Source organism: Streptomyces sp. Xyl84, assembly GCF_059731885.1.
On sequence record NZ_AP029183.1, the window covers coordinates 1,227,333 to 1,250,154 of the forward strand.

At 73.6% G+C, this 22,822-nt stretch carries 17 protein-coding genes; 9 read left to right on the forward strand and 8 right to left on the reverse strand.

Translation table 11 applies throughout. The features are described 5' to 3' along the window. Positions 1–89 precede the first annotated feature (89 nt). From AC6I72_RS36760 to AC6I72_RS36785, 6 genes are all read left to right on the forward strand, one after another. A complete protein-coding gene (locus AC6I72_RS36760) occupies positions 90–452 on the forward strand; it encodes a DUF1304 domain-containing protein (RefSeq protein WP_498006042.1) in 363 nt (120 codons plus the stop codon). A gap of 152 nt (positions 453–604) precedes the next feature. Continuing rightward, positions 605–2,098 (forward strand): alpha/beta fold hydrolase, encoded by a 1,494-nt coding sequence (locus tag AC6I72_RS36765; protein ID WP_498006044.1) that lies wholly within the window; start codon positions 605–607, stop codon positions 2,096–2,098. A 77-nt stretch (positions 2,099–2,175) separates the two neighbouring features. Further along, a complete protein-coding gene (locus tag AC6I72_RS36770; RefSeq protein WP_498006045.1) occupies positions 2,176–3,075 on the forward strand; it encodes a S1 family peptidase in 900 nt (299 codons plus the stop codon). A gap of 289 nt (positions 3,076–3,364) precedes the next feature. Beyond that, positions 3,365–4,828, forward strand: a complete 1,464-nt coding sequence (locus AC6I72_RS36775; RefSeq protein WP_498006046.1) for a catalase — start codon at positions 3,365–3,367, stop codon at positions 4,826–4,828. A gap of 142 nt (positions 4,829–4,970) precedes the next feature. Next, entirely contained in the window at positions 4,971–5,303 is a 333-nt protein-coding gene (locus tag AC6I72_RS36780) for an ankyrin repeat domain-containing protein (protein WP_498006460.1), read from the forward strand. 268 nt (positions 5,304–5,571) lie between these two features. Further along, positions 5,572–6,351 carry an SDR family NAD(P)-dependent oxidoreductase gene (locus AC6I72_RS36785; RefSeq protein ID WP_498006048.1) on the forward strand — a complete coding sequence of 260 codons (780 nt, stop codon included), beginning with the start codon at positions 5,572–5,574 and terminating at the stop codon, positions 6,349–6,351. Between the two features lie 371 nt (positions 6,352–6,722). Here the strand turns inward: AC6I72_RS36785 and AC6I72_RS36790 are convergent, their stop codons facing one another. Next, a complete protein-coding gene (locus AC6I72_RS36790; protein ID WP_498006049.1) occupies positions 6,723–6,956 on the reverse strand; it encodes a hypothetical protein in 234 nt (77 codons plus the stop codon). Between the two features lie 305 nt (positions 6,957–7,261). Between AC6I72_RS36790 and AC6I72_RS36795 the strand changes: the two genes are divergently transcribed. Together AC6I72_RS36795 and AC6I72_RS36800 are read left to right on the forward strand one after the other, a co-directional pair. Next, positions 7,262–8,452 (forward strand): GDSL-type esterase/lipase family protein, encoded by a 1,191-nt coding sequence (locus AC6I72_RS36795; protein ID WP_498006051.1) that lies wholly within the window; start codon positions 7,262–7,264, stop codon positions 8,450–8,452. 149 nt (positions 8,453–8,601) lie between these two features. After that, positions 8,602–9,585 (forward strand): L-threonylcarbamoyladenylate synthase, encoded by a 984-nt coding sequence (locus AC6I72_RS36800; protein WP_498006052.1) that lies wholly within the window; start codon positions 8,602–8,604, stop codon positions 9,583–9,585. 386 nt (positions 9,586–9,971) lie between these two features. On the opposite strand, the gene AC6I72_RS36805 is transcribed toward AC6I72_RS36800, so the two are convergent. The 3 genes from AC6I72_RS36805 to AC6I72_RS36815 all read right to left on the reverse strand — a co-directional run bounded on the left by AC6I72_RS36805 (position 9,972) and on the right by AC6I72_RS36815 (position 13,689). Continuing rightward, a complete protein-coding gene (locus tag AC6I72_RS36805) occupies positions 9,972–11,000 on the reverse strand; it encodes a MerR family transcriptional regulator (protein WP_498006462.1) in 1,029 nt (342 codons plus the stop codon). Positions 11,001–11,049: 49 nt separating this feature from the next. Further along, positions 11,050–11,730, reverse strand: coding sequence for a HEAT repeat domain-containing protein (locus AC6I72_RS36810; RefSeq protein WP_498006053.1), 681 nt, complete (start codon positions 11,728–11,730; stop codon positions 11,050–11,052). Positions 11,731–11,973: 243 nt separating this feature from the next. After that, on the reverse strand, positions 11,974–13,689 hold the full coding sequence (locus tag AC6I72_RS36815; protein ID WP_498006055.1) for an MFS transporter: 1,716 nt from the start codon (positions 13,687–13,689) through the stop codon (positions 11,974–11,976). 294 nt (positions 13,690–13,983) lie between these two features. On the opposite strand from AC6I72_RS36815, the gene AC6I72_RS36820 reads away from it, so the two are divergent. Further along, positions 13,984–14,925, forward strand: coding sequence for a TetR/AcrR family transcriptional regulator (locus AC6I72_RS36820; RefSeq protein WP_498006056.1), 942 nt, complete (start codon positions 13,984–13,986; stop codon positions 14,923–14,925). 1 nt (position 14,926) lies between these two features. Here AC6I72_RS36820 and AC6I72_RS36825 read toward each other — a convergent pair whose 3' ends face one another. From AC6I72_RS36825 to AC6I72_RS36840, 4 genes are all read right to left on the reverse strand, one after another. Beyond that, positions 14,927–16,891, reverse strand: a complete 1,965-nt coding sequence (locus AC6I72_RS36825; protein ID WP_498006058.1) for a DUF2264 domain-containing protein — start codon at positions 16,889–16,891, stop codon at positions 14,927–14,929. Positions 16,892–17,009: 118 nt separating this feature from the next. Then, positions 17,010–19,418 carry a polysaccharide lyase 8 family protein gene (locus AC6I72_RS36830; RefSeq protein WP_498006059.1) on the reverse strand — a complete coding sequence of 803 codons (2,409 nt, stop codon included), beginning with the start codon at positions 19,416–19,418 and terminating at the stop codon, positions 17,010–17,012. Positions 19,419–19,439: 21 nt separating this feature from the next. Next, complete coding sequence (locus AC6I72_RS36835; RefSeq protein WP_498006061.1) at positions 19,440–20,801, reverse strand: M60 family metallopeptidase; 1,362 nt, start codon at positions 20,799–20,801, stop codon at positions 19,440–19,442. 510 nt (positions 20,802–21,311) lie between these two features. Further along, a complete protein-coding gene (locus AC6I72_RS36840) occupies positions 21,312–22,598 on the reverse strand; it encodes a LacI family DNA-binding transcriptional regulator (RefSeq protein WP_498006063.1) in 1,287 nt (428 codons plus the stop codon). Between the last annotated feature and the right edge of the window lie 224 nt (positions 22,599–22,822).

The window sequence follows — 22,822 nt, forward strand, 5'->3', positions numbered from 1 at the left end:
CGGAGGCGGTCGTGTTCTCCGGCACCCGTGTGTTCCAGGCGGGCACCCGTGTGTTCCGGACACGTGTGTCATGTGTGACGCTGTCGCCCATGTCGATCATCGCGACCGTCGTGGTCCTGCTCATCGCCGCGCTCCACTGCTGCATCCTGGTCCTGGAGATGTTCCTGTGGACCGGGCCCAGGGCCCGTGCCGTCTTCGGGACCACCGCCGCTTTCGCCTCGGAGACGAAGGCGCTCGCGGCCAACCAGGGGCTGTACAACGGGTTCCTCGCCGCAGGGCTGGTGTGGGGCGCGGTGGAGTCCGGCCCGGTGGGGTTCCAGGCGAAGGTGTTCTTCCTGACGTGTGTGGCCGTGGCCGGTGTGTACGGCGCCGCCACGGCCGCCCGGAAGATCCTCTTCGTGCAGACCGTTCCGGCTCTGACCGGTCTGGTGCTGGTGCTGGCCGCCCGCTGAGCGGTGCCCGAGCGCGCGCCTGATACGAGACGGATACCTGACCGAGCGCCGGCCGATGCCGGCTCGCGCAGCGGTCGCGGCCCGGGCTCCCGAGAGTGGTGGCCGCCGTACGTGCCCGTACGGCGTACCCGGATCCCGGAGGTCTGCCCGCCATGCCATTCGCCACTGTTTCCCGGGCGCGCCAAAGACGCGCCCTGCGCGGCGGCGCCCTGGCCGCCTCGGCCCTCGCCCTGACCGGATTACTGCTGCCCACGGCGTCCGCCGCGCCGAGGGCCGGGGAACGTTTGGACTGGCACCTGTGCTCGTCGGTCGCCGAGGACTGGCCCGTACCGGGTGACAGACGGACCGAGTGCGCGGAGCTGACCGTCCCGTTGGACTACGCGAAACCGCTGGGCCGCACCATCACCGTCGCCGTGAGCCGGATCAGGGCCACCGGACCGCGTCCGGAGGAACCGCTGGTGTTCGGGGCGGGCGGCCCCGGGACGGCGAACGCGGCGACGCTGCCGGGCCTCCTCGGCTCCGGGCTGGGGACGCTCAACACCGAGCACGACCTCATCGGCATGGACGAGCGCGGCACCGGCTACAGCCAGAAGATCTCGTGCGCATTCCGCGGAGGAGCGGAGCCGCCGGTGACCGCGAGCCAGAAGGAACGGGCCGAGGCCGCCTTCGACGACCAGGCCGAGTTCAACCGGAGGTGCACGGCGACCGATCCGGAATTCGTGCGCGGACTCACCCCGGAGAACATCGCCCGGGACATCGACTCCCTGCGGGACGCGCTCGGTGCCGAGAAGATCGACTTCTTCGGAGAGTCCTTCGACACGGCGACCGGCCTGGCCTACCGGTCCCTCTTCGACGACCGGGTCAGGCGCATGTGGCTGGACTCCTCGATGCCGCCGGTTTTCGACCACTCCGCCATGGACGGCACGATCGAAGCACTCGGCGAGCGCAACTTCGCGGACTTCACCCGGTGGCTGGCGGAGCACGACTACGACTACCACCTGGGCACGGACAAGGCCGCCGTCGCGGCCAGACTCATCGCCCTGCGTGCGGAACTGGACCGCGAACCCCGTATCGCCGGCGATCTGCGCCTGGACGGCGAGTGGGCGGCCGGGCTCCTCGGCAGCACCCCCGACGCGTGGGTGACGGCGGCGAACGACCTGGTCACCGCGATCGACGGCGGCACCCCCGGCGCCGCCCGCAGTGCCGCGAAGAACGTCCGGCGCCGGTACGGTCTCGGCGATCCGCTCGACGGACTGAACGCCCTGCAGTACAACGCCATGCTCTGCAACACCGACTCCACCCCCACGGACTTCCCCCACCTGTGGTCCGCCGCGCAGGCCCGCCGCGCCGCTCTCCCGGCCGTCGGCGGCACGTACATCTCCCCGTGGTGCGCCGGCTGGCCGACGCACACCCCGCCCACGGCCGTGGTCCGCGGCAGCAGCCCGCTCCAGATCTCCGGGCACCTCAGCGAGGGCGACACCCCCTACGCATGGGCGCAGGCGGCGCACAAGGCGGCCGGCGGCACCCTGCTGACCGTCCTCGACGGGGTCCACGCCTCCCTGAAGAACCTGCCGTGCGGCGCCCACGTGGTCGACTTCTTCCGCACCGGGAAGACCACCGGCGGAACCTGCCCGGGGCTCAAGTGACCCCGCGCCCCTCCTTCCCCGCTGCCCCTGTCCCTCCCCGTCCCGCTCCCGCTCACGCTCACGAAGGAACGAACCAAGTGACGCGCTTCCCCACGGCCAGGGCCCTCTTCGGTGGCGTGGCCCTCCTCGGCCTGGCACTGCTGACGCCCGCCGCGTCGGCCGCCCCGGCGGCCGTGGCGTCCACGGCCGCCCCGAAGTCCGCCCCGGCCGGGACGGCTTCGGCGCCGGCCGACTTCACCGGCACGGTCGACGTCGACGGCTGTTCCGGTTCCGTCGTCCGGACGCCGGTCTCCAGGGACGACGACCGGGCGCTGGTACTGACCAACGGGCACTGCTACGAAGGAGCCCGGCCCGTCCCCGGCGAGGTCCTGGTGAACCGGCCGTCCCACCGTCTGTTCAGGCTGCGCGACCGCGCCGGGGGCACCGCCGCGCAGGTGCACGCGACCAGAGCCCTCTACGTCACCCTGACCGGCACGGACATCGCCCTCTACCAGATCGACGACACGTATCGCGAGCTGGCGAGGGACCACGGGGTCACCGCCCTGACGGTGGACGGCCGGCGTCCCGCCCGGGGTACCGCGGTCCGCGTCGTGTCCGGGAGCCTGAAGCAGGAGTTCTCCTGCCGGATCGACGGGTTCGCCTACCGCGTCCTGGAGACCGCCAACGTCACCGAGGACGTCGTGCGGTACACACCGGAGTGCGACACCGGGCACGGCACCTCCGGATCCCCCGTGCTGGCCGACGGGAAGATCGTCGCCGTCAACAACACCAGCAATCACGACGGTGGGCGGTGCACCCTGGACAACCCCTGCGAGATGGCCCGGGACGGCGCGATCTCCGTCCACCGGGGAACCGGGTACGCCACGGCGACCTACTGGCTGACCGCGTGCACGGTCCCGGGGAACCAGCTGGACCTGGACCGCGCCGGGTGCCTCCTGCCGCGCCCCGATCCCCGGCGGGCTCCGGCCGCCCGCTGACCGGGGCCGAGGCAGCCGGCAGCGTCACCGCACCCGGTCGAGGGGCGGTCACGCCTGCCCGCCCCCGACCGTTCACGCCGCCGCGCGGCCCCCGGTCACCCACGACCGCACATGTCCGTAAGGACCTGGAACACACATGTGTGTTCCAGGTCCTCGGCTCGTCGGGCATGATGTCCGCATACAAGGTGTGTGCCGGGTGTGCGCGGGCCGGAGCGCGCGCACACCCGGCAGGCCGGCACCGCCGGGGCTTCGAGACATGCCGAGGACCACTTCTACCGAGGAGCGAACTGTGCCCGAGAACAACCAGAGGCCGCTCACCACGGTCGCCGGTGCGCCGGTTCCCGACAACCAGAACTCCCTGACGGCCGGCCCGCGCGGCCCGATGCTCCTCCAGGACGTGTGGTTCCTGGAGAAGCTCGCCCACTTCGACCGCGAGGTCATCCCCGAGCGCAGGATGCACGCCAAGGGATCCGGTGCGTTCGGCACCTTCACGGTGACCCATGACATCACGCGGTACACCAGCGCGAAGATCTTCTCCGAAGTCGGCAAGAAGACCGAGCTGTTCGCCCGGTTCTCCACCGTGGCGGGGGAGCGCGGCGCGGCCGACGCCGAGCGCGACATCCGCGGCTTCGCCCTGAAGTTCTACACGGAGGAGGGCAACTGGGACCTGGTGGGCAACAACACCCCGGTGTTCTTCTTCCGCGACCCGCTGAAGTTCCCGGACCTCAACCACGCGGTCAAGCGCGACCCGCGCACCAACCTCCGCGACCCCGAGAACAACTGGGACTTCTGGACCAGCCTCCCCGAGGCCCTGCACCAGGTCACGATCGTGATGTCCGACCGCGGCATCCCGGCGTCGTACCGGCACATGCACGGCTTCGGCTCGCACACCTACAGCCTGGTCAACGCCGAGGGCGAGCGGTTCTGGGTGAAGTTCCACCACCGTACCCGGCAGGGGATCAGGAACCTCACGGACGCCGAGGCCGAGACCCTGATCGGCAAGGACCGCGAGTCCCACCAGCGCGACCTCTTCGACGCGATCGACCGGGGCGACTTCCCCAAGTGGAAGCTCTTCGTCCAGGTCATGCCGGAAGCCGACGCCGAGCACTACCGCTTCCACCCCTTCGACCTCACCAAGGTCTGGTCGAAGAAGGACTACCCGCTCATCGAGGTCGGTGAATGGGAGCTGAACCGCAACCCCGCCAACTACTTCGCGGACGTCGAACAGGCCGCCTTCACCCCGGCCAACGTCGTCCCGGGCATCGGCTTCTCCCCGGACCGGATGCTCCAGGGCCGCCTCTTCTCCTACGGCGACGCCCAGCGCTACCGCCTCGGCGTGAACCACCACCAGATCCCCGTGAACACCCCGAGGAACCCCGTCAACTCCTACCACCGCGACGGCGGCATGCGCGTGGACGGCAACCAGGGCGCCACCCCCGGCATCGAGCCCAACTCCTACGGCCGCTGGCAGGAACAGCCCGCCTACCGCGAGCCGAGCGGGCGGGTGGGTGCCGTCGCCGACCGGTTCGACTTCCGTGAGGACGACGACAACTACTTCGAGCAGCCCGGCGACCTGTTCCGCCTGATGAGCCCCGAGGAGCAGCGCAGGCTCTTCGAGAACACCGCCCGCGCGATCGACGGCGCCTCGCAGCGGACCGTCGAGCGTCACATCGCCCACTGCACCCGGGCCGACCCCGCCTACGGCGAAGGCGTCCGCAAGGCGATCGAGGCCCTGGCCGCCGGCGACCTCTGACCCCCGCCCGGGTCCGGCGTGGGCACCGCCCGCCCACGCCGGACCGGCCCCGTACCCCGTCCCCGTACGAGCAGAAGGAGCCGTCCATGACCGGAGGCGGACCGTGACACCCGAGCAGACGCGGCGCGTCGTGGCGCTCGCCATGGACCTGGCCCGGGAGGGCCGCACCGCACCACTGGCCGAGTTCGTGGAGCACGGCCTGCCGGTCGACGTCGCCGACCCCGCCGGCAACACCCTCCTGATGCTCGCCGCCTACCACGGTCACGCCGAGACGGTACGCACCCTCATCGGGCTCGGCGCCGACCCCGACCTGCGCAACGCCCGCGACCAGACGCCCCTCGCCGGTGCCCTGTTCAAAGGCGCCGACGACGTGGTGGCGGTCCTCACCCGGGCCGGTGCGGACCTGGACCGCGGCACCCCGACAGCCCGGACCGCCGCCGCGATGTTCGGCCGCACCCACCTGCTCACCGGCTGATCCCGGCACTGGCGCGTCGCCGCCGGTGTGCCGGGCCACGGGGTGGGGCGCCGTCAGGACGTGGGAAGGCCCGGCCGCGCGCGTCCGGCCCGGCCATGAGGTGGGTCACTTCCCACCAGTGGTCTGAACTGTTCGGGTGGCGTGCCTCGTGAGCACGATGACGGCGCGTCCGTGTCCGTGTTCGTGTCCGTGTGCGTGTGCGAGGCGCAGGATGCGGTGCGTCTCGCAGCAGGTGCACGCCCCACGAACGAAAGAAGGGCACAAGGCCATGGATCTCCAACTCGCGGGCAGGCGGGCCGTCGTCACCGGCGGAAGCCGGGGTATCGGGTTCGCCGTCGGACGGGCTCTCGCGGCCGAAGGCGCGTCCGTCGCCCTCGTCTCCAGAACCGCCGGTGACGTCGAGGAGCGGGCGCGAGCCCTTCGGGCGGAGACCGGCGCCGAGGTCATCGGGGTCGCGGCCGACACCGGGGAGGACGCGTCGGTGGCGGACATGGCGAGGAGGGTGCTGGACCGGCTCGGTGGCGTGGACATCCTGGTCAACAATGCCGCCACGACCAACCCCGGAGCCTTCCCCGACGACGCCCTGGAGGCGGAGATCAACGTCAAGGTCCGCGGATACCTGCGATGCGTCCGCGCCTTCGCGCCGGGGATGACGGAACGCGGGTGGGGCAGGGTCGTCAACATCGGCGGACTGGCGTCCCGGCAGAGCGGGTCGGTGACCGGGTCGGTCCGCAACGCCGCTGTGGTCGCCCTGACGAAGAACCTGGCGGACGAACTCGGGCCGTCGGGTGTCAACGTCGTCTCCGTGCACCCCGCCGCCACCCGGACCCGCACTTTCCTGGACAACCTGGAGCGCCGGGCCGCCGCCCTGGGGTGCAGTGCGGAGGAACTGGAGCGGCAGTACGCCCAGTCCGTCTCCATCGAGCGGATCGTGGAGCCGGAGGAGGTGGCGGCCGTCGTGGCCTTCCTGGCGAGTCCGCTCAGCGTCTCCCTCAACGGCGATCCCGTCATCACGAGCGGTGGCCTCAAGGGCGCCATCTACTACTGACGGCCCGTGCGCGCGCCGGCGGGACGCCCGCCCGGACCGCCGGCCGCCGCAGACGCCGGCCGTCGTGCGGCGGCCGGCACGGAAGTGACGTAGGAGCACCAGGACCTCGACGGGCCGGGCCGGCGGCCTCCTGGCCGTGGTCACCCTCACCGAGCCGGACGCCGCTCGGCCGCTTCCCCACCGAGGCCACCGGCGCCCTGATACGGCCCGGCGCCCTCGGGTCCACGTCGGAGGCAGGCGCACACGGCCCGGGTCAGACGCACCCGGCCCGGGTCAGGGGGCGACGGCGCCGTCGGCCGCGTCGGCGGAGCGCAGCAGGCGCAGGAACGCCTTCACACCCGCGATGATCTCCTGGTTGCCGGTGAGGCGGTTCACCGTGGACTCGAACTCCCTGCCCAGTCCCGGGCCGGGGAGACGCCGATGCCCTTCTCCCTGCTGACCGCGATCTCGGCGAGCACCGTCTGCGCGCGGAAGTACAGGTTCCAGGGAAGTGTGAGCAGGAGCAGCAGCCACAGCAGGCTCAGCAGGCCCGCGCCGACGGTCAGTACCGCCGCGAGCGGCACCCCCGCCACAAGGGCGAGGACCGGCGCCGCGACGACGGCCACGGCGGCTCCGAGAAATCTTCCCCTGCGCCTGCACCTGCCCCGTCCGCCGTCCGTACGCCGACACCAGCCGTCGTCCGCGGCGCGGCGGGCCGGTCATGAGCAGGCGTACTCAGAGACCGGACGCGTGCGCGGACCCGTGTGCGGGGGTGATCTCCGGAGGCCCGGCCACCCTCGCTGCGGAGGCCCGGCCAACCGCCCGCGGAGGGCACGGCTGCCGTCGCTCCAACGGCGCACTCAAGCTAGTATCCTAAAAGTATTAGGCAAACGCTTAATGGCTGATGCTTCCCGATCAAGAGGCTGGAACCATGACCACCACCGGACCCGACCCGATCACCACCCCGGTCACCGCGGACCTGCTGCGCGGCCACCTCGACCTGGAACGGACCGCGCACGGCCTGCTGCCGCACCGCCTGCCCGCCCGCGCGCGCCGGCAGATCCCGGACGACCAGCTCGCCGTCGCCGAGGCCCAGCCCTCCGGAGTACGCCTGGTCTTCCGTACCCGGGCCACCGTCGTCGAACTCGACACCCTGCCCACCAAGCGGGTCTACCGGGGCTTCCCCGCCCCGCCGGACGGCGTGTACGACCTGCTGGTCGACGGCACCCTCGCCGCCCAGGCCACGGTGGCCGGCGGCAACGTCCGCACGATCACCGACATGTTCACCCAGGCCGCCGAAGTGACCGAGGGACCGGCCGGAACCGCCCGCTTCACCGGCCTGCCCGCGCGTGACAAGGAGGTCGAGATCTGGCTCCCGCACGCGGAGATCACCGAGCTGATCGCCCTGCGCACCGACGCCCCCGTCGAGCCCGTGCCGGCCGGCGGGCGCAGGGTGTGGCTGCACCACGGCAGTTCCATCAGCCACGGCTCGAACGCAGCCCACCCGACGGCGATCTGGCCCGCCCTGGCCGCGGCCCGCGGCGGAGTGGAACTGGTCAACCTGGGCTTCAGCGGCAGCGCGCTGCTCGACCCGTTCACCGCGCGGGCGATGCGGGACACGCCCGCCGACCTGATCAGCCTCAAGATCGGCATCAACGTCGTCAACGCCGACGTGATGCGCCTGCGCGCCTTCGGCCCCGCGGTCCACGGCTTCCTCGACACCGTCCGCGAGGGTCACCCCGCCACGCCGCTGCTGGTCGTCTCGCCCCTGCTGTGCCCGGTGCAGGAGGACACCCCCGGCCCCCTCGCACCCGACTTCGCCGCGGGCACCCTGCGGTTCAAGGCCACGGGCGACCCCGCCGAGCGCGCCGCCGGACGCCTGACGCTCAACGTCATCCGCGACGAACTCGCCCGGATCGTGGAAGCCCGGGCGGCCGACGACCCGCACCTGCACTACCTCGACGGCCGCGACCTCTACGGTGAGGAGGACCACGCCGAGTTCCCCCTGCCCGACGGGGTCCACCCCGACCCCGCGGGGCACCGCCGCATCGGCGAGAACTTCGCGCGGCACGTGTTCGGCGCCGGCGGAGCCTTCGCCGGCGGTCCGGGCGGTGCCGTCTGAGGGAGATCACCCGTCAAGGTGCGAAGGGCCGGGTTTGAAGCCCTGCGGGGTGACTGGAGTACGGTGCCGTCGGTCCCGGTTCGCGTCAGTCGTCCTGCGTGTCCCCGGGACCACGGTACGGAACGGGGATCAGTGAGAGGATCGCGAGGGTGACGGCAAGCAGCAGTGACATCGAGAAGGCGGCCGAGGTGCTGCGCGCCGGAGGCCTGGTGGCCCTCCCGACCGAGACCGTCTACGGTCTGGGCGCCAACGCCGAGGAACCCGTCGCCGTCGCACGCATCTTCCAGGCGAAAGGACGTCCGCCCTCCCACCCGCTGATCGTCCACATCGGCGCCGCGGAGCAGCTGGACGACTGGGTCGAGGACGTCCCCGCGACGGCCCGTCTGCTGGCCGCGCACTTCTGGCCCGGACCGCTCACCCTGGTCCTGCGACGCGGTCGCCGGGTGCCCCTGGAGGCGACCGGCGGCCTGGAGACGGTGGCCGTGCGTGTCCCCGACCACCCGGTCGCGGGCGCGCTGCTGGCGGCCTTCGGCGGCGGCATCACGGCCCCTTCCGCCAACCGTTTCGGTTCCGTCAGTCCCACGACGGCGGACGACGTCCGCACCGAACTCGGCGACGCCGTCGACTTCGTCCTGGACGGCGGCCCCTGCGAGGTCGGCGTCGAGTCGACCATCGTGGACGTCACGGGTGACACCCCGAGCGTTCTCAGGCCCGGCGGGGTGACGCGCGAGGACCTCGAAGCGGTGCTGGGAGGGCCTGTCGCGGTCCCCTCGACGAGCCGCGTCCGGGTCCCCGGCCAGCACCCCTCCCACTACGCGCCGCGCGCCCGGGTCGTGCTCGTCGAGCCCGCGAAGGTGCTCGACGAGGTGGAGTCGGCGCGCGAGCTGGGCCACCAGGTGGGCGTCTTCCTGCCGCCCTCCCTCGCCGGCACCCCGGTGAAGGCGCACGCCACGGTGGCGGTGCCCGCCTCGCCGGCCGCCTACGCCCGCGGGCTCTACGGTTTCCTGCGCGACCTCGACCAGCGGGGGTGCGACCTCATCGTCGCGTCCCTGCCGGCGGAGGAGGGGCTGGGGCTCGCCATCGCGAACCGGCTCCGCCGCGCCGCGGGCCCCCGCTCGGCGCAGCACGCCTGACCTGGCACGTCAGGGGTTCCCGGCGGCGCCGGGCCGAGCGGCGTCGGTGTCCGCCGGGGCGCGCCGGGGGCCGGGAAGAGCGGTCCTGACGTCGGGGACGGACCCGGCCGCCCCGCGCGGACGGCGGCGGACCCTGCGGTCGGTACGCCGGGACGGTGGCGGGCCCCGCGCACGGTGCGCCGGGCCCGTGGCGGTGGGCGGGGACGGTGGCGGTGGGCCGGGACGGTGGCGTGGCCGAGTGGTCCGGGGTGGTGGCGGGCCGGGGCGGGGCGTGGCCGGATGGTCCGACGTGGTGGCGGTGTGCCGGCCCGGCGGCGGGATCGTGCGGCGGGTGCCCCTCACCTGGTGAGGGTGCCTGTTCGGGTGTTTGCTCCGGGCGGCTTCCTTCAGGAGTCCCGCGCGGCCCGGCGCAGCGTGAGGACGTGGGCCGCGGTGAGGGCGACGGCGCGGTCCTCGTCGCGCGACAGCTCTGCCAGGGCACGGCAGGACGTGGGCCCCGGGACCTCCGCGAGGGCATGGGCCAGGCTCAGCCGCGCGGACGGTGCGAGCGTGCCCCGGGCGAGGCGGTCGGCGAGGTCCGCGGCGATCCGTTCCGCCGGCCCCGGACCGGACGCCGCCAGCGCGCTCAGCACGTCGGCCGCGTCGGCGCCGTTCGTCCCCCGGACGACCATGTCGATGAGCGCCGGGACCGCGTCGGCCACCCCGCGTGCCCCGAGCGACAGGGCCGCACACCGGCGGACCGCGCCACCGGGGTCGGTGAGGGCGGTCCGCAGCAGAGCGGTCGCCTCGCCGCCCTCCATCTCGGCGACGGCCCGGACGGCACGTTCGCGCACCTCGGCCGCGGGCGAGGCGAGGCCTCGCGCGAGCAGTGCCAGCGCCTCCCCGCTCCCGCCCTCGCCCTCGTGCGCCAGCGCCCACCGCAGGGCTCCGGCGACGCTCGGGTCCGTCTCGCTCAGCGCCGCTTCGACCAGGGCTTCCACCGGCACCGGACCCCGCTCCACGGAGGACAGGGCGGCGCGCTGGCGCTGTGCGGCGTCCCGCGACCCGAGGGCGCGCAGGAGGGCGACGGTCCGGAGCACGTCCTCCCAGTCGGCGGGCTCGGCGGCACCGATCCGGCTCAGCCGCGTGAGCAGTTCCGTCTCCTCCGTCAGGCGCTGCCGGCTCTGGCGGATGAGGTCGTCCACGAGCGCCGACGGCTGGAAACCGGGATCGTCCAGGGCCCGCCCGACGTCGCGCAGCGACAGCCCCAGCGAGCGCAGGCTCTCGATGTGGAAGATCCGCTCGATGTCCTCCCCGGAGTACTCCCGGTAGCCGCCCTCGGTGCGCACCGAGGGCCGTACCAGGCCGAGCGAGTCGTAATGCCGCAGCATGCGGGCGCTGACCCCGGAGCGCCGCGCCACCTCACCGATCAACACGTGTGTCACTCCTCCTGGACGGTCACGTACGTCACTCCTGCGGGGCCGGTCACGCAGGTCGGTCCTCCTGGCCGGCCGCACCGAGGGCGACGACGCGCCTCGCCTCCCCGATCACGAACTCGTGTGCGGCCTCCGGGTCGCGCAACAGCCGTTCCGTACCCCCCGCATGCTCTCGCACGCGAGGGTCGGCGTCCCGCGCCGCCGTGCGCAGGACCGGCACGACGACCTCCTCACCGAGTGCGATCAGCGCCCGGCTGAGGCTCAGCCACATCTCCCGTCCGCCGCGCCCCAGCTGGGTCGCCAGGACGTCCGCCAGCCCGGGCGCCTCGTCGCCGGGCACGAGGACGACCGCCGCCCGCCAGGCGCACCGCGCCACCTCGTCGTCGCCGTCGGTCAGCAGCGTCCGCGTGATCGCCGGCCACGCCCGCCGGTCCCCGATCTTGGACAGGGTGTGCAGCGCCTGGCTGCGCGCCCGCGGCCGTTCCGAGCGGAGTTCACCGATGAGCCGGGGGAGCGTCATGGAGGGCGCGTGGCGGGTCAGCGCCCACGTCAGCGTTTCCCGTACGTACGGTTCGGGCTCGGCCGCGCAGCGCTCGACGAGTCCGTCGACGTAACCCGGATCCGGGGCCGTGCCGGCCGCCAGCGCCGCCCGCAGCCGTACCGACGCGGCCTCGTGCTCCAGCCCCCGCAGCACCCGCGCCACGATCGTGTCCTCTTCCGTTCCGGTCATCGCGACCACCTCCTGGGCCGCAGTCAAGACCTTGGCACCGTGTCAAGGTCAAGCCGGGGCCGGGGGTGGGAGCGCGGCGGCCGTCCTGGGAGAGCGGCCACCGCGCGGGCCGGGCAGGCCAGGCGCGCACGGCACCGACGGGGCCGCGGACCGGCCCTCGCCCACCCGGCACCGGGGACCGGCCCTCGCCCACCCGGGTCCACCCGGCGGGCAGCCGCCGCGCGGACCCGGCCGGGCCCGGGCTCAGTGGCCGCCCGCCCCCTCGGGACGGGCGTGACGCGGCAGCAGGAACGCGAGCAGGAAGGTCAGGACGAGCATGCCGTCGACGATCCACAGCACCGTCTGCATGACGGCGCCGAAACCGCTGCGGAAGGCCGACGACGCCGTGTCCTGGAGCGCCGCCGGTATCCGGGCGGCGTCCTGGGGCGACGTCACGGCCGACCGGGTGTCCTTCTCCAGGCGGGCGCAGGAGGCGGGGGTCGCCTCCGGGTCCTTGGCCACGGCCCGGTCCGAGGAGCAGGTGCGCAGGTCCGCCACGATCCGCTCCCGGGCTGCGGGCGCGACGTGCGCGGCGGTCAACTGCCCGCGCAGGCCGTCGGAACGGTGGTCGACGGCGGTGGCCATCCCGCCGCCCAGCAGGCCGAAGAAGACGGTGCCGAGCAGCGCCACGCCGAAGGCGCCGCCGAGCTGCTGGACCGCGGTCATCGTGCCGGACGCCGAGCCCGTCTCGTGCTGGTCGACGCCGGCGAGCACGATGTCGAAGAAGGGCGCCATCAGCAGGCCCATCCCGATGCCGGTGACGAGCAGGGCGGGCAGGAGCTGCCACGGGCCGACGCCGCTGCCCGCCAGGTCGAGGGTCAGCCACACGCCGAACACACCGGCCGCCATGACCAGCGTGCCCGCCTGGAGCACGGCCCGTCCGAACCGGGCCACGCCCTGGGCGATGCCGAAGCCGACGATCATGCCGCCCGACCAGGGCACCATCACGAGCCCCGCCTTGAGGGGCGAGTAGCCGAGTCCGATCTGGGTGTAGAGGTTGAAGACCAGCATGAAGCCCTGCATGGTCGAGAAGAAGACCAGTCCGAGGGCCATGCCGCCGCTGAACCCGCGCTTGCGGAAGAGGCTGGGGATGACCAGCGGGTCCCGTCCGGCCCTGCTGCGCCGGGACTCGTACACCCCGAAGACGACGAAGACGACCACCGAGGCGCCCATCATCAGGAACGTCCACACGGGCCAGTCGTACTCACGGCCCTGGACCAGCGGGAAGATGACGAGCAGCGCCGCCAGGGAGACCAGCACCATGCCGGGGATGTCCAGGCGCGGTTTGTCGTCCGAGGTGGTCCTCGGCAGGTAGCGCAGGGCGCCGAGGAGGGCGGCGGCGCCCAGCGGCAGGTTGATCAGGAAGATCATCCGCCAGCCGGTGCCGAAGTAGTCGGCGTCCACGAGCCAGCCCGCCAGCACCGGCCCGCAGACCGCCGACAGCCCCATGACCGGGCCGAACATGCCGAAGGCCTTCTGGGACTCCTTCGGCGGGAACATCTCCTTGATCATGCCGAGGCCCTGCGGCAGCATCACCGCGCCGAACACTCCCTGCACGACACGTGCGGCGATCAGCATCTGCGGCGACATGGAGACGGCGCACAGCAGCGATCCCGCGGTGAAGCCGGCGGCGCCCACCAGGAACATCCGGCGGCGCCCGTGGATGTCTCCGAGCCGTCCCCCGGTGACGAGTCCGACGGCCATCGCCAGGGTGTACGCGGCGGCGAGCCACTGCAGGGTGGAGGCGCCGCCGCCGACGTCGGCCCGGATGGAGGGGCCGGCGATGTTCGTGACGACGGCGTCGAGGAGATCCATCACCTCGGCCGCGAGGATCACGAAGAGCGCGGCCCAGCGCCAGCGGTAGGGCGGCGCCGGTGACTCGGTGTGCGTCTCGGGGGACGCCACGCCCGTGGTGGACATCGGTAGTACTCCTCGCGGACGGGTCGCGCCGCCGAGACCGGCGGGCGCGAGAGGGCGGATGCGGGTGAGGTGACCGGCAGAGAACAGCCGGTGCCCGTGGAGAACAGTGTTCACCGTAACAGAACACTGCTCTCTGAGAGAACAACGTTCATTAAGATATAGCGCAAGCCGCGACTCGTGGTCAAGATATATCGCGTCCATCGTGTCGGGGTGCCCGCGGATCCTCGGACCGGCGGAGCGAGAACGCCGCTCATCCGGGGAGAACACTGTTCTCCAGGCGCCTAGACTGGCCTCATGAACGACGAGGCCGCCGGTACCCCCGCACTCCCTCCGCCGCCCCCGTGGGAGCGCGGGCGCCCGGCGCGCGCCCGTGTAACGCCCGCGCGCACCCCCCTGTCACGGGAACGCATCGTGGACGCCGCCTTCACCGTGCTGGACCGCCAGGGGCTCGACGGACTGTCGATGCGCCAGGTCGCGGCCCAGCTGGGGGTCACGGTCTCCGCCCTGTACGCCCACGTCAGCAACAAGGACGACCTGCTGCAGCTGATGTACAACCGGGTCTTCCAGGGCGCCGAGATGCCCGAGCCCGACCCCGAGCGGTGGCAGGAGCAACTGCGGGACTACGCTCACGCCGGACGGCGGCGGCTGCTGGCCCACCGGGACATGGCCAGGATCTCCATGGCCCACGTCCCCTTCACCGCCGAACTGCTGCCGTACGTGGAGGCGTTCCTCGGCCTGCTGCGCACGGCCGGGCTGCCCGACCGCATCGCGGCGGAGGCCGGTGACCTCATCTCCACCTACATCGACGGGTTCGTCCTGGGCGAGGACCTGTGGCGGGTGCGGACCGCCCGTCCCGGGGACGGCGGTCCGGACCCGGCCGGCCCCGACCTGAGCGAGCTGGCCGAGGAGATGCGGACCTACTTCGCGTCCCTGCCCGAGGGCGACTTCCCCCACCTGCGCGCCCTGGCCGCTCTGATGGTGACGGGCTCCTCCGACGAGAGGTTCGACATCGGCCTGGAGATCATCCTGCGCGGCCTGGCGAGCTACCTGCCCGGCACGTCGGCGGGCGCGGGTGCGGACGGGGAGGCGCGTGCGGACGGAGGCGGAAAGGCGCGGGCAGGCGCGGACGGAGGCGGGGAGGCGAGCGCGGAGACCGGCAGGGGCCCGGGCACCGGCGAGGCCGCGGCCCCGGACCAGGTTCCGGCCCCCGGCGAGGCTCCCGCCGCCGACGTGTGAGTCAGACGGTCACGCTCTCCCCGTCCGGGAACGTGACCCGCACCCGCCCGTCGTCCTCGCGCGCGCACGTGACCGACTCCCGCAGGGCCCACGGGTGGACGAGGTCCCGGGTGAGCACCACCAGGCCGACGTGCACGCTCTCCCCGCCGGGATGGCGTACGGCGTTCAGGTACGGCGTCGCCGAGTGCGGACCGTACGCGTTCGCCTCGACCTCCCGCGCGACGCCCGTCTCCTCGTCCCACCCGTACAGCGCGACCACGGCGCTGGTCAGCCCCGACTCCGTGCGGGTCAGCGCCCAGCCGGGTCCCCGCTCCGCCCGCGGGCGCGACGCGTCGGCGACGGCGTAGCCGCCCTCGCGCACCGTCACGCCCTCGGGGGCCCGCACCCGGTGCACGCGCAGTTCCCACGGCCCGTGCAGCACGCTCGTCGACTCGATGGGGAACTCCTCCTCCATCCCCGCGAGCCGTACCTCGTGACGGGACGACGCGCGGCGTCCTTCGCAGGTGAGGGGGTGGATGCGGCGGCGCCGCGACGGGGTGCCGTCGGCGGTGAGCAGGGCGATGTGGTTGTCGACGGCGCGCTGCCAGGCGTGCGGCGCGGACTCCGGGGCGGTGGCCGTGGAGTAGGCGAACTTGGCGTAGTGCGGGTCGTCGCTGCCCGGGCCGTCCGGCGGATTGTGGTCGCTGCCGTGGTTGACCAGGCGCACGACACCGTCGTGCGGGGTGCCGTGCAGCAGCCAGCCGGGCGCGGGCAGCGCCGTGTACTGCGTGGACTGCTCGACGGGCAGCGGGAGTTCGCGGTCCGTCCACACCGGGTGGTCGGCGGGCAGCAGCAGCCCGAGGAACCCCTTGCTCGCCCAGTACGGCGACGCCGGCCCCGAGTACGGCTGGGTCGCGGGCAGGAACGTGCCGTACCAGCCCAGCGGCAGCAGCCCCCGCTCGTCCGGCACCCCCCGCTCGGCGAAGTGCCGGGCGGCGCCGGAGGCGAGGCGCCGGGTCAGGCCCGGGGCGAGCGGGGTGCAGTCGGTGAGCGCGCCCAGCCACACCGGCGCCGTCGCCGCGATGCGGTACGTCAGCGACCGGCCCTGGTGGACCGGCGCGCCGTCCGCGCCGAAGAACTGCGGGTACGTGGTGAGGAACCGGGCCAGCCGCTCCCGGTAGACGGCGCCCCGCCCGCCGTCCCCGTCCGGCCCCGCCATGCGCGTCCACAGCAGCGGGTACAGGTGCATGGCCCAGCCGATGTAGTAGTCGAAGTTGCGGCCGTCCCCGTCCGTGTACCAGCCGTCGCCGACGTACCAGTCCTCGATCCGGTCGAGGCCGGCGTCGATGTCGCCCTGGCTGAACGGTGCGCCCACCGAGGCGAGGAACTGCTCCGCCACCACCTGGAACAGACGCCAGTTGTTGTCCCAGGTCTTCGCGCCGACGAACCCGGAGAACCAGTCGACGACCCGTTCCTGGACCCGGGTGTCGAGCCGGTCCCAGATCCACGGGCGGGTCTCGTGCAGGCCGAGGGCGATCGAGGCGGCCTCCACCATCTGCTGGGAGCAGTCGGTGAGCGCGGGCCAGGCCTCACCGCTGTCACGGTCCGTGCCCGCTGTCAGACCCTGCGTGTACCTTTCGATGAGGTGGGAGACGGCCCTGGACCCGGTGGGGTCCTTGAACTCCGTGGAATCCGCGGAGTCCTTGGAACCCGTGGGCGCCGCGGGGTCCGTCCCGCCGCCGCCCGCGCCCGCGATCCGGAAGGAGGCCAGCAGAAATGACCGAGCGAACCCTTCGAGGCCGTCCGAGACGACCCCCGACCAGCTGGCCCGCCCCGGCAGCCGGTATTGCGCCAGGCCCGGGGTGGCGTAGGGCAGCAGGGCCGCCAGCTGCTGGTCGGCCAGGGCCTCCCAGTGCGCCCGGGTCCAGCCGGTCAGGGGGGAGCGGACGCGGTCGGTGGGCGGCAGGGGGAAGTACGGGGCGGCCATGGCGGTTCGCTGGCTCCTTCGTCGGACGGCGGACGGTACGGACGATAGGGACGGTGCGGGCGCGGCGCACGTGGTGAGCGCGGGCCGCACGGGCGCGGCAGGTCCGGCGAAACACGCCCTAACGCAGCAGGGCCGTGTGCGTATGGCCCCGTGAACCGCCCACGCGGACGGTGAGCACCGGGCGGCGGCCCGGTGTGACGGACACGGTGTCGTCGGCGCCGACGACCTGGCGCACGGGGAAGGGCAGCCGGACGGTCAGGGTCGTCGCCGTACGGCCCGGATCCGCCACCGCCACCGACACGCCCTGGTCGCGGTGGCACACCAGGACGGTGCCGGGGCCGTCCGATGCGAGTCCGTCCACCGAACCCGCCGCCCAGAAGTGCGCCGCGAGCAGGCCGTGACGGGGTGCGGCGACGGCCTGCACGGTGGCGTCGTTGGCCAGGATGCGCGCCGGGCGGGAACGCGACCAGGCCAGGGTCGCGGCGGCGGTCGCGCCCGGCAGCAGGACGTAGGAGTAGGACGCGGACGTGGGGGAGGGGCCGTGGTCGAACCAGAGAGTGGCGTAACGGCGGGTGACCGGGGTGGTGCTGCCGCCGGTGTCCGCACCGGTGTTGAGGGCGCGCCACGTGCCGGTGCGCTCCTCGCGCAGCGCGCGCAGCGGACCGCCGGAGGGGAAGACGTACCCGCCGGTGCCCTCCAGGTGGGCCCAGCGCGCGTCCTCGAGCGAGGCCGACCACCCCTGCTCGGCGGGCTGCCGGTGCCCGTCGACGACCAGCCGGGGCGCCCCGCCGGTGTGCAGGTTCCGGTTCTCCACGACCGTCTCGATCGTCCTGCCGTCGCCCGCCGTGATCCCGGCACCGAGCGCGACGACCGCGTTGTCCAGGAAGAACCAGGCCTTCTTGGCCCGCAGCGTCGACCCGTCCGCGATCAGCTCCATCGCGGCGGCGCCGTGCCGGGCGTCGAGCACCGCCCCGCCCGCCACCGCGTTCTTCGGGCGGAACGTGCCGGTGCCGGAGCCGGTGGCGAGATCGGCCCGGCGGCGGGTGTCCACCGTCGTGCCCGGCAGCCGGTACGGGTCGACGGTCGGCCAGAAGGCGTCACCGAAAACATCGGTGTCGTCGCCGTCGTACAGGTAGGTCATGCCGTCGCCGGTGTACCAGCCGTGCAGGTTCTCGCCGTTGCCCGCCTCGTAGGCGGCGATGCGCTTCGACGACAGGGACAGCGCGCACGCCCACGACGGGCGCCGGTGCACCACGCGGTCCATGTCGGCGAGGACGAAGTGCCCGGTGAGGCGGTCCGCGGGACGCACGGAGGCATCGGCGAGGAGGGCCTTCGCGCGGGCCAGGTCGGGGATCCGGACGAGATCCTTGTACGGCGTGCTCGTGTTGCGCAGGATCCAGCCCTTGGCCGCCGAGCGCCAGCGGTCCGCGTACGCCCGCGGTGCGGCCTCGGCGAGTTGCAGGATGTGCGCGACCGCACTCGCCCCGTCGTCGTGGTCGCGGGCGGCCTCCCGCGAGACGGCGCGGCCGCGCACCGCGTCCATGATCAGCCCGTCGAAGAGGAAGGGGGCGAAGCTCCGCTCGACCGCCTCGTACAGCACTTCGACCGAGGGGTCGGTGACCGCCCAGCCGGAACCGGCGAGCAGCGCCATCAGCTGCCCGGCGCCGCCCAGCAGGACACTGCCGTACGTGCCCGTGTACGCGACGTTCGAGTGCTGCACGAACGAGCCGTCCCGGTAGAAGCCGTCGCCCGAGGTGACGTACTGGAACAGGCTGTTGCGTCCGCCGCCGCGGACGTCGGACAGGCCGTCCCGGGCCAGCACCAGCGCCGCGGGATCGCCCGCGAGCAGCCCGCGCAGCGCGACGATGACGGCCTTGTCGGCGCGGTTGGCGCCCGTCTCGGCGAGAGCGGGGGAGTTGGTGCGGTGGTCCGGGTCGGGGACGAACGCGGCCACCGTCCGCACGTAGGCGTCGAGGTCCTCCCGGGGGAGGTCCGCGCGCAGCAGCACGCACACGTCCATCAGGGCGCGCGGCGCGCCGATCTCCCAGAACCACCAGTTGCCGGTCTCGCGGCGGGAGGCGTTGTAACCGGCGGTGTGCAGGAAGCGGAGCGAGTCGAGGATCCCGTCGCGCACGGCCGGCCGTCCGGTGAGCGAGGTGCCGGGGGTGGCCCAGGCGATGGCGAGCGTGCGCAGCCGCGGGTAGCTCTGGCCGAACATGCCGGGGTCGGCGGCCGGGGACAGGTCGGCCCACAGCGCCTGCCGGCCCGCGGAGGTGTCGATCCGCTGCCACCATGCCGAGGCCTCGGCGTCCAGGGCGGCGAGCGCGGCGGCGAAGTCAGGGTCCCGCGGGTCGAAGGCACCGCCGGTCAACTGCTGCGCGGCGCGGGCCAGCAGCGGCTCGTACGGATCGCCGCCCTCCTGCCCGGCACCGCCGCCGGCGGCGCTCGCACCGCCCGCGCGGGCGACGAGGGAGGTGACCGCGCCCGCTCCGGCGAGCGCGAGGGTGTGGCGTCTGCTCAGGTCCATGGCGGGGTCCGTCCTTCGGGATCAGTCGGTCAGCGTGGCCGGGTCGGTCGACGGCTTCGGCAGGTGCAGTGCGGCCAGTTCGGCCCGCCCCTCGGCGTCGACGGGGAACGCCCAGGTGGTGACGAAGAAATCGGTGAGGTCACGCCCCGCGACGCGACTGGCGTACGTGGCGAGCGCCCGGTAGCGCTCGGCCGTCTCGCTGGATTCCGACTGCGGGTTCTCCTCCCGCACCAGCTTGTGCAGCCGGGGCCAGAAGTCGTCCCCGAAGGCGAGTTCCAGTTGCCGCAGCGGCACCAGCTTCTCGTACGCGCCGAAGGACTTCTCGTACGTCAGCCCCGGCGTGCCGAACTTGGCCCGGGCGGACTGGAAGTGGTTCAGGCCCGTCTTCGGGTCGACGGTGAGCAGATTGGACGTCTGGCCGAGGGCGCGCTGCACGGCCAGCGAGTAGATGTTCACCGTCACCTCGGTCAGCCCCGACGGCTTGTACGCGAACTGCTGGTGCAGGTGCCCGAGTTCGTGGTACAGGCCCCAGCCGCGGGTGCGCAGTCCCGTCACCGTGGTGGCCCGGTCGAGGTAGGCGCGCGGGAAGCCGTTGTAGCCGTGGGTCGCGTACGCCCCGACGCCGGACGGCACCACCGACACCTCGGTGAAGTGGTACCCGCCGGCCTTGGGCCGGTGCACCGGCGCGGAGCCGTCCAGGCCGCTGACGGCGGACTCGGCGTCGATGATCTGCTCCAGCAGGCGCAGCAGCGCCGCGTGGTCCTCGTCCCGGTACAGCAGCGCGCCGTCCCGGGTGAGCGTCACGATGGAACGCGGCCCGTGCAGTTCGACGACCGGGACACCGGTGTACGTGTCCAGCCGGCTCTGGTAGACGGCCTCGGTGGTGCGTCCGAGCGTGAAGACCGGCATGGGCACGGAACCGCTCCCGAACCGGACGGCGGCGCGCTGGCCGCTGCCCTCCAGGGTGAGGTAGACGGGTCCGCCGTGCGGGTCGGTCACGGTGTTGGCGCCGGGCTTCAGCGGATAGGGACGCGGTTCGGTGACGGTGCCGTAGTAGTCCCACTGCCCGATCCACAGGGTCGGCACCAGGCCGTCGTAGGGCAGCACGGTGAGGCGGAGGGGGGTGCCCGGCGGGACGTAGCGGCCGGTCGCCTGGAACTCGGAGGCGCGCAGGGCCTGTCCGAGGCGCAGCCGCTCCGCCTCCGCGGAGGGCCGGGCGACGAGCGGCACCGTGAGGTCGTCGGCGGCCGAGCGAGCGGTGCCGGGCGCGGGAGCGGTCCCGGCGGCCCGGGCGGTGCCGGAGCCGAGGCCGCCGACGGTGAGCGCGGCGCCCGTGGCCGCGGCGAGGACGGAACGGCGGGACGGGGATGCGGGGGTGCGCATGAGGCGTCGTCTCCTTGGGGCGGTCCGTACGGTGCGGGGAGGGGTGTCAGGGCGTCCTGGGCGCGCCGGCCGGTCTGTGCGTGCCGGCCGGCTCGTGGGGCCCGGCGGCCCCGCGTGTCCCGGCCGGCTCGTGGGGTCCGGCCGGTCCGTGCGCTCCGGCCGGCCGATGCGGCGTGGAGGTCGCGCTGTCAGTCGGTGAGCGGACCAGGGCGGGTGAGCGTGGCAGGGCCGGTGGGCGCGGCCGGATCGGAGTCCGGTCCGGGGAGAGGGGCGGGGAGCGGCGTGTGGGCAGGGCGCATCCAGAGACTCCCGGGACGGACGACGTCAGGGCGATGGGCGGGACGAGCGGGTGGGACTGCGCGCCAGCATGTAAGCGGTTGCTATCCACCCGCAAGGGGGTGGGCCGAGTTTCTGTTCGTTACTATCCGAACCGGCGCCCCCGCGAGCAGAATCGAGCACGCCAGGGCTCCGTCGTCAGCTCCGGTGCCGGCTCGGGCCCCGGTTCCGGTCTCAGTTCCTGCGCCGTCCGCCGCTCCCCGAGGCTCCGTTCCCGGACGTTCCGTTCCCCGACGTTCCGTTCCCCGATGTCCCGTGCCCGGAGGTTCCGTTCCCCGAGGTGCTGCTTGCCGAGGCCACGCTCCCCGAGGCTCCGCCGCCCGGCGCCGCACTCCGCGGCGGCGCCACCGACTCCCGGACGACGATGTGCGTGCCCAGGCGCAGCGTGCCGGTCGTCGGGGCGCGCCAGTCGTCCTCGTCCCCGCCGTAGAGCGCGACGCGCACCGCCTGCCGGCCCATCTCCTCCAGCGGGATCCGGACGGTCGTCAGCCGGGGCCGCAGCTCCTGGGCCACCGGGATGTCGTCGTAGCCGACCAGCGACATGTCCTGCGGGATGCGTACGCCGGCCTCCTCCAGGGCCTGCGCCGCACCGGCCGCCACGATGTCGTTCGCGGCGAACACGGCGGTGAAATCCGGACCGCCGCGCAGCAGTTCGGACATGCGCCGGTACCCGAACGCCCGGCTGAAGGCGCCGGGCTGCTCCAGCTCCGGGTCCCGCGCGATGCCGCGCAGTTCGAGCGCGCGCCGGTGTCCGGCGAGCCGGTCCCGCGCCGTGGAGAGGCCGGGCGGCCCGCCCAGGTAGAGGATCCGCTCGTGGCCCTGGGTGATCAGGTGGTCGGTGATCGCGAAGGCACCGCCCTCGTTGTCGTACTCGACGCCGACCGTCGGCACGCCCTCGCCGAGCGAGGGCCGTCCGCACAGCACCAGTTTCGCACCGCCCGCGTCCAGCTCCCGGGCCCGGCGCGCCAGCTCCGCCTTGTAGGCGCGGTCCTCGACGCTGCCGCCGACCAGCACCACGGCGTCCGCGCGCCGCTCGTGCATCAGCTCGATGAAGGCGAGTTCGCGCTGCGGGTCGCCCTGGGTGCAGCACACCAGGCAGAGCCGGTCGCCGTCGGTGGCCTCGCGTTCCACACCGCGCGCGATGTACGCGTAGAACGGGTCGATCAGCTCGCCGACGATGATGCCGACGGTGCGGGCGGAGGCGCCGGCCAGCGCCCGGGCATGGGCGTTGACCACGTACCCCAGCTCCCGCATGGCCGCCTCGACGCGCTCGCGCGTGGCGGCGGCCACCGGATAGTTGCGGTTCATCACGCGGGAGACGGTCGCCGTGGACACCCCGGCGCGCCGCGCGACGTCGACGACCGTCGCCCGGCGCTGCCCGCCGCGCTCGCCCTGTCCTTCGCCCGGCTGCGCGCCGTCCGGTCCGGGTGCCGTGGAACTCTGCCGGGACATCCGGCCCACCCCCTGATGGTCGTGCTGGTCTGTCTGTGGTCCGCCCGCCCCAGAGACTAGGCCCTGGCGTCGCATTCCCGTCGTCGCCCGGAGGGCGGGCGGGAATGCGACGCCAGGGCCCAGGGCCTCTCGTGTGTGTCTCGCGGGGCCCGGCGGCGCACCTCGCGGCGGCGCTGCCGCCGGCCGCCATGGTTCCGCCGTGCCGCCCTCCTCCGCTCTGCGGCGTTCCCCCA